Source organism: Holdemania sp. (genome assembly GCF_986127675.1).
Genome location: NZ_CFQZWI010000021.1, coordinates 21,148 through 34,052 on the forward strand (window position 1 = coordinate 21,148; position 12,905 = coordinate 34,052).

11 protein-coding genes, 2 tRNA genes and 1 riboswitch are annotated in these 12,905 nt (G+C 49.2%); of the genes, 4 read left to right on the forward strand and 9 right to left on the reverse strand.

Annotated elements, in window-relative coordinates; genetic code table 11:
• Positions 1-15 precede the first annotated feature (15 nt).
• From AC5OW4_RS05305 to AC5OW4_RS05340, 8 genes are all read right to left on the reverse strand, one after another.
• Positions 16-3,546 carry a hypothetical protein gene (locus AC5OW4_RS05305; RefSeq protein ID WP_493676739.1) on the reverse strand — a complete coding sequence of 1,177 codons (3,531 nt, stop codon included), beginning with the start codon at positions 3,544-3,546 and terminating at the stop codon, positions 16-18.
• 26 nt (positions 3,547-3,572) lie between these two features.
• Positions 3,573-3,917, reverse strand: coding sequence for a hypothetical protein (locus AC5OW4_RS05310; protein WP_072682892.1), 345 nt, complete (start codon positions 3,915-3,917; stop codon positions 3,573-3,575).
• A gap of 18 nt (positions 3,918-3,935) precedes the next feature.
• Positions 3,936-4,703 (reverse strand): hypothetical protein, encoded by a 768-nt coding sequence (locus AC5OW4_RS05315; protein WP_195396301.1) that lies wholly within the window; start codon positions 4,701-4,703, stop codon positions 3,936-3,938.
• Positions 4,704-4,713: 10 nt separating this feature from the next.
• A complete protein-coding gene (locus tag AC5OW4_RS05320) occupies positions 4,714-5,595 on the reverse strand; it encodes a type II secretion system F family protein (RefSeq protein ID WP_072682894.1) in 882 nt (293 codons plus the stop codon).
• Positions 5,583-6,638, reverse strand: coding sequence for a CpaF/VirB11 family protein (locus AC5OW4_RS05325; protein WP_072682895.1), 1,056 nt, complete (start codon positions 6,636-6,638; stop codon positions 5,583-5,585). Before AC5OW4_RS05325 ends, AC5OW4_RS05320 begins: the two co-directional genes overlap by 13 nt.
• A complete protein-coding gene (locus AC5OW4_RS05330) occupies positions 6,631-7,431 on the reverse strand; it encodes an RcpC/CpaB family pilus assembly protein (RefSeq protein ID WP_308560005.1) in 801 nt (266 codons plus the stop codon). The genes AC5OW4_RS05325 and AC5OW4_RS05330 overlap by 8 nt, the downstream gene beginning before the upstream one ends.
• Positions 7,428-7,829: a DUF5411 family protein gene (locus AC5OW4_RS05335; protein ID WP_308560003.1), complete on the reverse strand. Its 402-nt coding sequence runs from the start codon at positions 7,827-7,829 to the stop codon at positions 7,428-7,430. The genes AC5OW4_RS05330 and AC5OW4_RS05335 overlap by 4 nt, the downstream gene beginning before the upstream one ends.
• Before the next feature lie 61 nt (positions 7,830-7,890).
• Positions 7,891-8,070: a hypothetical protein gene (locus AC5OW4_RS05340; protein ID WP_072682898.1), complete on the reverse strand. Its 180-nt coding sequence runs from the start codon at positions 8,068-8,070 to the stop codon at positions 7,891-7,893.
• A 306-nt stretch (positions 8,071-8,376) separates the two neighbouring features.
• Between AC5OW4_RS05340 and AC5OW4_RS05345 the strand changes: the two genes are divergently transcribed.
• The 4 genes from AC5OW4_RS05345 (at position 8,377) to AC5OW4_RS05360 (ending at position 11,665) form a co-directional block, all read left to right on the forward strand.
• Positions 8,377-8,450, forward strand: a tRNA-Gly gene (locus AC5OW4_RS05345).
• A gap of 8 nt (positions 8,451-8,458) precedes the next feature.
• A tRNA-Gly gene (locus AC5OW4_RS05350) sits at positions 8,459-8,532 on the forward strand.
• Positions 8,533-8,814: 282 nt separating this feature from the next.
• A riboswitch (Lysine riboswitch) is annotated at positions 8,815-8,985 on the forward strand.
• A 75-nt stretch (positions 8,986-9,060) separates the two neighbouring features.
• Positions 9,061-10,695 (forward strand): peptide ABC transporter substrate-binding protein, encoded by a 1,635-nt coding sequence (locus AC5OW4_RS05355; RefSeq protein ID WP_493676738.1) that lies wholly within the window; start codon positions 9,061-9,063, stop codon positions 10,693-10,695.
• A gap of 199 nt (positions 10,696-10,894) precedes the next feature.
• Complete coding sequence (locus AC5OW4_RS05360) at positions 10,895-11,665, forward strand: Cof-type HAD-IIB family hydrolase (RefSeq protein WP_083538669.1); 771 nt, start codon at positions 10,895-10,897, stop codon at positions 11,663-11,665.
• 464 nt (positions 11,666-12,129) lie between these two features.
• Here AC5OW4_RS05360 and AC5OW4_RS05365 read toward each other — a convergent pair whose 3' ends face one another.
• Entirely contained in the window at positions 12,130-12,795 is a 666-nt protein-coding gene (locus AC5OW4_RS05365) for an O-methyltransferase (protein ID WP_072685706.1), read from the reverse strand.
• Positions 12,796-12,905: the final 110 nt, after the last annotated feature.

The following is a 12,905-nucleotide window of genomic DNA, read 5'->3' on the forward strand; positions in this document are numbered from 1 at the left end:
AATCGGGTACATGCTTCATTGTTCTTCAGGCAGCGATCTTTCCGCCTCCGCTCCATTCAGATTAGCAGCGGCCAGCGCAGTTTTTCCCGCCAGCTGAGCAAACCAGTCGAGATACGGCCGCCACAACGGCGTATCAAATGTCTGCGCATCCTGCGGATTCGCAAATTTAATTCGATACTGATCTTTCATCCAGCTGTCAATAACCGCGGCTCGCAGCATTTTAAACGAAAATTCATTGACCGCCATTTTCTCACCCTGCAGCGTATAAATCAAATCGTCTGGTTCCTTCAGTGGATCGGTATACCATCGCCGGCCGGCTTCCAGAATCTGATCGTCTGCGTCCAGCTTCTCGAAAACGGGTTCGTCGTTGATCCAGCCTTCATACTGGCTTGCCCACATCATCGGCAATACCAGACTGTCGCCCTGTCTTTCAAACGGAATTTCGTAATGTGCGCCCACTGCGTATTTTTCGCGTACCGGCTCTGCGCCCTGATCAAAAATTGCCTTTGCTTTCGCATTGATCAGCGTGGTATCAGCTTTGCAGGCCCAGTTTACAACCGCGGCGCATTCATTGACATAATGATATTGAATCCCCGCTTCGATCCCTTCCCCCGCAAAATAGTCTGACTGGGGCAAAGGACTGATCAATGTCAACGTTTCCGCGTAATTCTTCTGTTCCTCCTTCTGATTTATGGTGAACATGACCGCTCCGTTAAACTCAAGCTGTTCTTCCCCGGTTTGTTGAAACTGACGGGATATTGTGCCGATGTTAACACGAAGTTCATTATCGTCCGGGTCTTTGTCCAGTTCATAATCAACCCGGGCCCGCATGATCGCCGTTTCATCGTTCAGCGTAAACGGAATTCTGATCGTCTGTTCCGGCAGCGCCGGCAGCTGTTGTTCAAAAATCACCTCATCCTGCAGCCAGACGGTCACCGTCTGCTGCTTTTGGGGATTGCAGCCATCGCAAAGAGCATGCAGCATTGCGTATTCAGTTTCATCTGGATGCGCTGCGGGAACAAACAACTGACCGGCCGCCGAGTCGCCTTCGTTAAGCTGAAAGTAACCGGAAATGGAGGTTCCCTCATTGCCTGCCCGATCGACGAGTTCCACGACAATTTTGCATTTTCCCGCCATTGTCAGTTCGATTGTCTGCGGAGTATCGTGATCAAACCAGGACGAAGTTTTAATATAGGATTGACCTTCGTCATAGGTGAGGCGGTAACGCCAGCGCTTAACACCGCTCAAATCGTCCTGCGGCGTAATCAAAACAGCTATTTTATCTTCCTCGGTTTCAGCTTCTGGCGGATCAAACAAGGCCCATGGGGATTGCTTGTCAATATTGCCGACCGGAATAGCGACCGTCGTACTATTTCCCGCATGATCTTTCGAAGATACGGAATAAGTACCATTTTCACTGACGGTAAACTGAGCGGCAGGCCCATCTCCAGTTTTCTGCGGAACGCTCAGGTGCTTCACTCCGCTCAGCTCGTCCTTCGCCTGAACCTGAACCAAAACATCTGTATTCGTCCAGTCCTGCGGCGTCAGCGTCCAGCTGATCGCAGGGCCGTGCAGATCCGCGCGCCATTCCAATTCTGCCAGCCCGGCGCAGTTATCCGCATAATCGCAGGCGGTCAGCGTCAGCGTCTGACGTCCTTCTTTGTCGTTGGCCAACGGCGTCGACCAGATTTCGTCCTGCTCAGTCAATGCAATTTCACCTTGCGAAGTTGCGGCTTGTACCGTTTGAACACCGCTGTTAAACTCCGCGGGCCGATCTTCGACTTTACCGGTATGGACTGTAAGTCGGGCCGTTCCATTAACCCAGTTTGAATATACCTGATCCCCATCCGCAAGAATCGTTCCCGCTTCGTCTTCAATCCAGCTGCGCTCACTCTGGGGCGGCAGGCGATCAATTTTGTACAGATCCGAAAGGGTTACACTGCGGTTGCCCGCAAAGTCTTCAACTTCCACTTTGATCCTGTTCAGACCATTTTCTCCCAGCGTCAGCGTCGCTGGCTGCGCCTGCAGCCATTCGCTGCAGCGACCGTAATGCAGACCGCCGTCAACGGATAAAGCCCAGCGCCAGCGTTTTACGCCGGAATGTTCATCATAAGGGGAAACCTCAACCGCCACCGGCTGGTTATGCCACGTTTCATCACCCTGGGGATCCAAGTGTGCGGATGGCGCGGTATTGTCAATCAGAAAAACGTTTGACGTCACAGTCGCCCTGTTTCCAGCTTCATCCTGTAACTGCGCTTCGATCTGCCACTGGCCGGACTGATCCAGCGAATAGAAAAACGCAGAACCATCCCCGTTTCCCAAATCCTGCCGCTGTTGGGTAAGAACATTCAGCAGCGTGTACCGGGCATCCGCAATCCAGTGTTCTTGCGGATCATACAGATTTTTATAGGTAACGACGGTGACATCGTATGAATTCAGCCGGGCATTGGTACTGTGTCCTTCATACTTGTAACACGGCGTGCTGCGGCTGCCGGTTGTATGCTGACACCAGCCGGCGTCATCGCTCGACCAGATCTGATGCGGCAAATTTCCCTGCTGAGCCCAATATACCGGATTCGCTGCATACTGAACGCCCCAGCCCGGACTGGTTTCAATCCAGGGCCAGGCTTTTCCTTTTGAGCCGTATGAGTAATAGCGGTAACGAAAACCGCCGCCCTGTTCTTCAGTATACCAGCCACTGATCTGGCTGGAGTAGCTGTCGAGCCCTTTTACGACCTCCGGATTGGCGTAGGCTGGAATGGATCCCCCGCGGCCATAGTCGTAGAAATCAGATTGATTCTGAATTTCCGCTTCCTGCCGTGCGAACAATGAGGTCGACGGAGTAAAAATACCGGCACTCTCTTTTTTCCATATCCCCTGTGTACCATCAGGCTCGAAAGTTCCGCCGTCCAGACAAACCGTGACCTGACGAATATCTGTATTTTCAATTTTTTCCGGCGTCCAGCGAACATGTTCCTGCACGGCGTAATCCGGAATCTGAAAATAGTTTAACTCATAGTGACACTGCGGCCCGCTGTCGTTAAACATGACATAAAGATTGCTTACCTCGCGGTCTTCCAGATTTAAGGCAATCCGCTTCTCTTTCGTACTCAGCACCTCTTCGCCAGCCGTCAGCTCCGCCCGGCCGTCAACCCAGTTCATTTCTGCGTTGATCCAGACTGTCTTTTCCATGACTTCGCCCCTACCGTTCCATCCCTGAACCTCAAGCTGCAAGTCGCCGATCTTTATTGGCCGCCCGAAATGGGCTGAGATAAAATTGGGATCGTCCGGATTTTCATTTCCGCTGACAGTCAGCGTTTTTAATCCGGCCAGCACTTCCCAGCTTGTTCGCTTGGGATAGGAAAAAGTCCCCAGCGCGTTAAACTGCGCCGTAATTTGTTGGGAATTGATCGTCATCTGTTGATCGGCAGTAAATTCGCTGTCCCAGAAATCCTGATGGGCGACCCAATCCTTTACGGAATAAAATAACATGACTGTACAATCCGCCCGGATGGCTGCCATACTTAAAACCAGATTGATCAGCATCAGCAAGCACAAACATCTCCGCGTTTTCAATAGATCACCCGCTTCGTTGTTTTTGACGCCTTCAGCTCGGTTTTCAAACCGATCAGGGCGATTTCAATCTGAAGCTTCCCCGTTACTTTGTAGGTACACCGCTCATTCTGCGGCTGTCTTTCCGTTTCCACCGTCACTTCCGGAACCCGCTGCTTCCAAACTTCAATTTCCTGTTTGGCCGGTTCTGTCAGACCCTCGTGGACTTCAATGATTTCCACCATTGAGCTTGTCAGCTCATTGATTGTTTTATAGCCGACGGCAAAAGCCAGCATCTGCGGAATTAACAGCACGCAGAATGTGAACACAAATAAGCCGCCGAAAATTTCCACGCCCTTACCCATATTTCTCCTCCTTTTTGTTTAGAAAAACCGGATCGAAGCGATCATATTCAAAATCACAAAGCCCAGCCACAGAAACAGAACGTAAGGAATCATATTCTGTTTTTCAATCCGGCGCTGCAGCTCAATGCGGCGTGCGCCCTGGATCTTTTCATTCGCGATTTTAGAAAACGCCGTTAAGATCAGCTCACGATTCTCGGAAGTGATCGACAGACTGAACAACGTCCGCATAATCCGTCCGATATCGTCAATTTGAGAAAACCGCTGGGCAAATTTCAAATAGGGCTTCAGATCAGATCCCTGGGTATGGATTTCCCGCGCCAAAACCCGCAGATCTTCCTGAAAGATCGCCGGCGCTTCACGGATTGATTTTTCAATCGCGTTGGGCACCGGATTGTTTTGAATCAGGATCGCCAGATGATTCAAATAGTAAGGAAATTCTTTTTTAGCCTGTCCCAGCAGTTGGATATAGATCATCTTTAACCGCAGGCGATCGCCAAGGTAGACGGCGGCGGCCGCCAGAACGGCGCAGATCAGTGAAAATGTATCCAGCGCGCCTTTCTTGATCGCCAGCATGAACAATCCGGCGGCAAACGCGTACAATATCCGTTTAAGCATGCGGGCGCGCGGTTGTCCCTTTCCTGTTTTTTCACAATAAAATGCGTAGTCGGATTCCATCCAGCGGTCTAATAGCGCCGCTGTTTCCGCAGCGAACGGACCCGCTTGATAGCCCCACAGGCCCCACAAGCTCAGGGCACTCAGCTGCATCAGTGCCAACATCAATCCCATAAACTCACCTCTATTCCAGCTTGTCGTTGCGGCTGCACCAGAATTCATACAGAAACAGCGTCGCAGCGTTCAGCAGGTAAAACAGAAAAATGCAGAAGCGAAAGGACTCCGTCGCCAGATTGACATACATGGAGGAATGAAACATCTTTTTCATGACCAGCGCCGCCAGCAGATTCAAAATCATCATAAAGTAAAATACCGAACGTCCGGCAGCTTTCTTCTGCCGGTAATCGTTGATCAGCAGTTCACTTTCCTCGGTGTTGTCAAACAGATAATCGACAAGCTGTTCGTTGCGTCCGCCTTCGATCTTTTTGCCTTTTAACAATAAATGAAGATTACGGACCTGCGAATATTCGTACTTCTTTTCCAAATCATCCAGCGCCTGGGCAAAATCCGAATTGGCTTCGATCTGCCGCACGCAAAGCTCAAGATCCTTTTTTAACGGCGCTTCCACCAACGCCGCGCAGTCTTTCAGAATCCGCAGACTGTTTTTATCTTCCCGGATGTAAAGAATCGCGGTCGATACATACGTCAACATTTCCTTTTCTTCTTTTTCCTGGGCTAAACGCTTCAGATTCATATAGAAAAATGAAGGCAGAAAGAAGATCGCCAGGGACGCGATGATCGCCGAATAGACCCAGTGCTCTGTCGTGGCGTAGCAGAGCAAGCCGCACAGAGTTCCTAAAATTGCCGCCTGACTTGCATATTGACCAGCCGGATAATGTCCGCCCAGGATTTCAATCCGGCGGATTAATCCAAAATAGGAAATATCGTTCAGCTTCCGCATCACCCGGCTGTCCAAAACAGCCTGCCAGTCATGGCAGTCCAGTTTGAATGCGAGGGCACTGTAACAAAAGCCCAGCGTCAGAAACAGAATTTTCATTCCGCGCATGATTTCTTCTCCCTGCTTTCCGTCATTCCCAGACGGCGCTGCAATTCGGGTGAACAGCGGTTCAGCCGGCCGGTGCGGGCCCGGTAGAGAACATGCTGGGTACATTGCCGGGTTTTCGGGTCATAGAGATACTCGATGATTTCGTCGACGCTGCGGACAATTCCGTCCTTACCCGTTTCCTTTTTCAGATGAACGACCAGATCGACCAGGGAATACACGCGCATTTCAAGCGAGCTCATCGACTCCGCGTCGTTTTTCATCATCTGCTTGATGCGGGTGGTAACGGTATCCGCTCCGCGGGTATGCATCGTTGTCAGCACGGTATGTCCGGTCGACATCGCGTCCAGCAAATCGTCGACTTCTTTTCCGCGGGCTTCCTGAAGCAGAATCCAGTTGACGTTCTGACGCAGCGCCATCGCGATGATCGCTGAATAATCAAAGCCCGGACGCACCCGGAACGCGCTGCATGAAGCTTCAGGATGGATTTCCTTAATATTGAATTCCAGCGAATCTTCAATCGTCACAATTCTCTGATCGACGGGAATATAGGTCGCCAGAAATTTTAAGAATTCAGTTTTGCCGCTGCCGGTTTCACCGACAAAAATGATGTTGCACCGATAGCGGATACAGCGGATCAGAAACTGCAGTGCCGAACGGGTGATAAAGCCGCTTTCCACTAAATAGTCCTCGCTCAGAATACTGGCGCGGGATACCTTGCGCAGCGCCAACGTCACGCCGCTGACCGAAAGTTCCTCATGAATCGCGCTGACGCGCAAATCGAGATCGGCGTCATGAATATCGCCTTCCAGACAGGGGCTGCCGGGGTTGAATTCTTTTTCCATCTTATTGGCAACCTGATTGGCAATGCGGTTGATCTCCGTTTCCTGAATCGATCGGTCCATCAGACGGTAATGCCCATGATGATTGGAAGTCACCCAGATTTCGTTGTGATTCAGACAGTTGATATCGCGGATATCTTCCTGAATTAGAAGATCGCTGAGCACACCGAAGTCAATTTTGTCAAAGATCCGCGCATCATTCATCCTCCCTCACCTCTTTGACCAGACTGACGTCAATCGTTTTCTGATAAAGCAGTTCACGCATTTTCGCAATGTCATAGAAATCCTCAGCCTGACTTTCCGGATTCAGCGATCCATAGGTTACCATCGGCAGCACCGTGCCGAAAAACTTTGCCCGCTGGACCAGATCCGCGTCTTCGTACGAGAGGGCGACAACGATGACGCTGGTGGCCTTATCCGACTGGGCGTCGATATTCTTACCTGTACTGTCGCGAACCGCGATCACCCGCGCCTGCGATACCAGCTGCCCATACAGCACGCGTTTTTCCGATTCGTCTGCCTGTGTCGCGTAGCCCTGAAAATAAAGATCAATCTGATGTCCCGGCAGGATGGAATTGGCGTAAGATGTCTTGATGTCCGCGTCGATCGTCACCGCCGCTTCATTCTCCAGCAGCGGAAACGCCGACACATCATGAAGCTCATCTTTCGCTATCAACAGTTCTTCATAGAACAAGGCGCCTTCCGCAACCGAATTATAGGTGTCGACTGCCTGACCGATTAATAGTTCCGGATCTTTTTCAACGCCTTCCAGCACTACCGGCCGCGGAACCTCGATCAACTGAATGTCCTCCCGTTGAATCACCGTGCCGGATTTCAGATATCGCGCCGCTACGGGAACCAGAATCGGATCAATGGCCGCCTGTACGGTCGTTTCATACACTTTATAACCGCATAAGCCCACCGCCAACGTCAGAATCAGCGTTAAAAGCAGCCGGTAGCGCTGAAGAAAAGAAGGGGAAAGCTTTATTTTTTTCATTCTGTCTCCTCGTTTCTTTCAACGATCACCACGTTGTCATATTGCGAATCCATCTGTGCGCTCATCGCTGCTTTCCCCGATTCCCGCACCGCCACGGCAATCGCGGCCGGATCTTCATGAATATCGACAAAGCGAACTTCCAGCTGCGACAGCGTGCTGTGATTCTGCGCGATCTTTGCATTCCACAACCGCATCACCCGGTTTTTATTCACCGACAAACGGTTGTTTACGATCAGGTCTCCGCGGTTCAGCGCTTCGTCCAACACGGATAACTGCGTCGTCCGCACACTCTCAAACAGCGAATCTTCCATAATCAGCTTGCGGTCAAAATCCAGAAACAATAACAGACAGATACAGGCCAGGAAAATCAGGCCGTAAATCTTGACGGATTGACTCATTCATATTCCTCCTTCACATTGATGAAAAGAAAGGAAAGCGCGGCCGCTTTCCTTCTGTCGGTTACGATACCGACGGTGTGTAGTGCTGCCCTAAATCCAGCAAGTTCCCGACGGTCTTACTGATGCCGCTGGTCAGCTGCGCCGCGAATCCAGTGTCGGCCATTGTGATGTAAGCTATCAACAGGCCGACCAGAATTACCGCGATGATTAATCCTCCGTATTCTTGAAATATCTCTTTCATAAACACTCTCCTTTCGCTTACATTAGTAATATTGCGGTATTTTTAAAAAAGCCCCGCGAAAAATCAAAATATTTTTACTTTTTTCCGTTTTTTTTAGAATTTTTATGAAAATCTCTGTTTATTTTCATAAATCTGCCTTTTTTTATGTTTTTTGCCTTCACAATGTGATAAACAAGGATTCATTCACATTTCTGCATTGATCTGTTCTGCCAGACCGCGGCAAAATTTTTTTTATTTTTTTTAAATTCAGGACTTCATTTTTTTCAAATTATGCTATAATAAATGAGCACTTGGAAATCAGAATGCGCGGGTGTAGTTCAATGGCAGAACACAACCTTCCCAAGGTTGCTACGGGAGTTCGATTCTCCTCACCCGCTCCACAAGTTGTGCAGATGTAGTTCAATGGTAGAACGCGACCTTGCCAAGGTCGACACGGCGGTTCAATTCCGCTCATCTGCTCCATGGTCATCAAAGCTCCGGATTGCGGAGCTTTTTTATTTTTTCCATTTTGCTGATCCCCGCCGCTCAGCTTGCGTTATCCCCTGTGCACTAAAGAAACGCTTGACTTCGTGCCGGTTCTTTATCATCCCGGCTGTTTCAATCCCTGCCCGCCTTGCATTTTATTCCATGAAAATAATTTTCTTCAATTTTCATAAAATAACAATTTTTTCATTTTAATTTCTGGAAATCGTTTTTAATCGCTTGACTTTTCACGAATAACGGATAGACTTATAACATACAACAAAAACATGTAGAGGTAGCGGTGCAGATGAGTACGAAAGGGGAGCCGGCGGGCGATGATCTTTTCAGAAAGGCAACCACCGCCGAATAACAGGCTTCGGCAGAAGTTGGTTATGGGGCTGCAGGAAATACCCGCAGCACTCCTTCATTCAATGAAGAGGCGCTATTGCATAGAAAACGGTAATTCACCGCGTATGTAATAGTACGCGGTTTTTGTTTATCAGAGTCAATTCTGAGGAGGAAGAAAAGATGAAGAAAGTATTTACCCTTCTATGCTCCATCATGCTGCTGTTCACCGCGGCCTGTTCGTCGCAAAACGCCGCTCAGGGAAACCGGGCTTCAGATGAGGGACTGGTCGTCGCGATCGGAGGTCAGATCACAACCTTAGATCCAGGCTTAACCCAGGAAACAGTCAATGATTACGTACTGCGTCATTTGACCGCCGGTCTGTTTCGAGCTGACGACAACAATCAGATCATCAACGATCTGTGCCAGGATTATACTCTTTCTGACGATGGGCTGACCTACACGTTCACTCTGCGCGACGGCATTGTGTGGAGCGACGGTCAGCCGCTGACATCCGCCGATTTCAAATATGGAATCCTGCGGAATCTCACCTACGGCGCCGACAATTCCTGGTCGATTTACTACCCGATGACCTATCTGGCCGGCGCTGAAGAAATCGCCGGCAACATGGATCTGGATCCGACGCAGATTGAAATTGAAGGCGTCAGCACGCCTGATGATCAGACATTGGTTCTCAAACTGATCAAGCCCTGCGCCTGGTTCCCACAAATGCTGACAAACTATGTCTGGCGGCCGCTGCGCGCTGACATCGCCGACGCCCACGAATCGCTATGGGCCTTCAAGCCCGGTTATCCGACTGTCGGTCCGTACACGCTGGAAGAATGCAATGAAAATGAAAAAGCCGTCGTTGTGAAGAACGACAACTACTATGACGCTGATAGCATCACGATGCCGCGGATCACATTCCTGGTCATGGCCGATTCCGACGCGCAGTCCCTGGCGTTTAAAAACAACGAAATTGATATGGCGCTCAACATAACCGCGACGATTGCCGAAGGGTATCCAAATCCGGAAGAAATCTGGAAAATCCCACAAATCTCCAGTTATTTCATCGCTTTAAATTCCGGCTCTACCGGTCCTGACTATTTAAAAAATGTCGACGTCCGCCGGGCCTTAGCCCTTTCCATCGACAAGGATGCCTTGGTCAGCGCTGTCGGCAGCGAGGAATACTACCGCGTTCTGCATGGTTATGTTCCGGAAGGCTTAGCCGGGGCTGAGGGCGATTTCCGCAAGGAACAGGACGCCATAGAAAAATATCTGGAATACAACCTGGACGAAGCCAAAGCTTTATTAGCCAGAGCGGGTTATGATGAAAGTCATCCGTTAAAAATTGTTTACAAGTATTCGCAAAGCCAGCTGCACGCTGACGTGGCGCAGATTCTGCAGCAGATGTGGGAAAAAGCCGGGATTCAATGTGAGCTGCAGGTCGTGGAATCCGGCGTCTTCTACAATCAGGTTGACAATGGCGATTTTGAAACCTCCCGTTATGGATACAGCGCCGGGGATGATCCTTCCCAGTTCCTCAATTTGTGGACGACTGGTCAGCAGATCGTAGCCTCCGTGGACGATCCGATTTATGATAAAATGGTTGATGAAGCGGGATATCTGGTCGATCATACGGAATACATGAACGCTTTGCATGACGCTGAACGTTATCTGATCGAAGAGAACGTCTACCTGATTCCCTTATTCAATTACAACACGCCGGGCTTAAAGAGCACTGCAGTCCAGGGTGTTGAGATGTGGGGCCTGACGCCGTTCTATGGGCATTGCACCCTTCAATCCGACGCTGCGTAAAAACAATCGCTGTCCACTAAAGCTGGAAGATGTGCCTGAGCGCATTTCTTCCAGTTTTTTTATGGCTGTTCGCTCTAAAAAACTTTGTTTGCCGCAACCATGCTGAGACCATTGTTCTTTATTTGTCCTCTGTTTGTTCGCAATCAACCCTTTTCCTTTTTTAGTGCTATACTATCATTAATGAAAACAGGAGGCTTCAATGATGAAATTACTGGCGATTGATTTAGATCAGACACTGCTTCACACCGACAAGACCGTATCCGCAATGACCCGGGAAATTTTCCACAGACTGAAAACAGAAACCGATCATCAGGTGATTGTGGCGACCGGCCGAGCCGTCATGCGCGCTAAAGAATACATGGAGGCGATCGAAGCTGACGGGATCATTTCATTAAACGGCGCAAAGACAATTTATCATGATCAGACACTCAGCAAATACGGGGTTGAAGCTGACAAGGCGGAAGCACTGATCCGCGAGCTGCTGACCCTTCCTGACACCCATGTCAACGTCACTTATCCCGATGTGATTCTGACCAATAACCGCAGTCTGGTCACCGGCGATCATGTCCACGAATATACCGATTATACGACGATCGACACCGTTGAGATCGCCAAGATTTCCATTGTTACTCAACTTCCGGAAATGATCAGGCAGCTGGATCTTGAAGCCTATCATTGCAAGTTGGTCGATAACGCCAAGGATCCCAATTATTTTGCGATTCTCAACAGTAAGGTATCCAAGCTCACCGGCTTAATGGATTTATGCGCTCATCTCAACATTGAGCTCTGCGACGTTATCGCCTTTGGCGACGATTACAATGACCTGGACATTCTGAAAGCTGCCGGCCATGCCGTCGTGATGGGCAATGCCGCTGATGAATTAAAATCCTGCGCCGACGATCTTGCGTTATCCAACGATGAAGACGGCGTCGCAGATTGGGTTGAAAGGCATCTTCTGAGTTCAAAATAAAAAGAAGTCGCAGGCAAGCTTCTTCAAGATTTTCCTATCCGCTGAATCCTCGGCCCCTTGTTTTAATAAGGCAAAAATGGATTAACAAAAAAGGAATGACGAATGAACCTTTTTCCCACATTGAGATTTATGGGGAAGAGGTTTTTTATTGAACAAAGAGATTGTTTTTCAGGGGTGGAAGGAAACTTGTTACTCTACTTTGATAAAAGGAATGCGAAAAAACGTACTGAGAGTATTGGATTATTAAAGGATGCGTTGATCATTGTTGACCCATCCTCATTTTGAACGCTGCACAATCCCGATCCCCTAAAAGAAAAGCTGCCGCATTCACGACAGCTTCGCTTCCTTCTTCTGATTTATCTTTTCAGCGTTGTCCTTTACCTCTCAATTTATCCGCTTTTTTGATAAAGTATTCCTGGCAGGACAGAATCTTGCCTTTCCGCTTTATCCCAGCGCTTTTCCGATCAAGACTTAACCAATGTCAGAGTGAAACCATCATATCCTTTAATGCCTACTGTTTGCAACGCCGTGGAATCCAGACGGTCTGACATTCCCAAATCTTCAATATACTGTCTGACACCCTTCACCTTCGGATCTTCGCTTGTCTTTTCGCACAGTTTGCCATCACGGATAACATTATCTCCGAAAATAACGGTTCCCGGATGACTCAGCTGCAGGCAAAGCTGCAAATACAGCGGATTATTCGGTTTGTCCGCATCAATAAAAATGAAGTCAAATGGTTCTGTCCCTTCGTCGATCAAATTCTGCAGCGATTGAGCAGCCGGCCCGCAAAGCAGCTCTACTTTATTCTGAAGCCCGGCGTGCGCAATATTCCGGGAAGCTAATTCAAATTTCTCCCGATCACATTCCAGACTGACCACTTTTCCATCATCAGGAACGGCCTTTGCCATCCAAATGGCGCTGTATCCCGCAAGCGTCCCCAATTCCAAAACCCGTTTCGATTGGCTTATCCTGATGAGCAGGGATAAGAACATACCCTGCGTCTTGGAGACTTCATGTTCCGGGAACTGATTCTCATGGCTTTGTGAAACGGCATAATCTAAATCTACGTCGTCAGGAATCAGATGTTGGAAAAGAAACAGATCGTTTTCAGTCCATTTTGATTGCATGGCAAGACCTCCCGTTTTTTAAGAAGCGGCAGCGAGAACAGATCGGGAAATTTTCTGCCGAACAAAAATACAACTCCTGCCGCGATCCCCGCCGAAGATCGGAAGAGCGT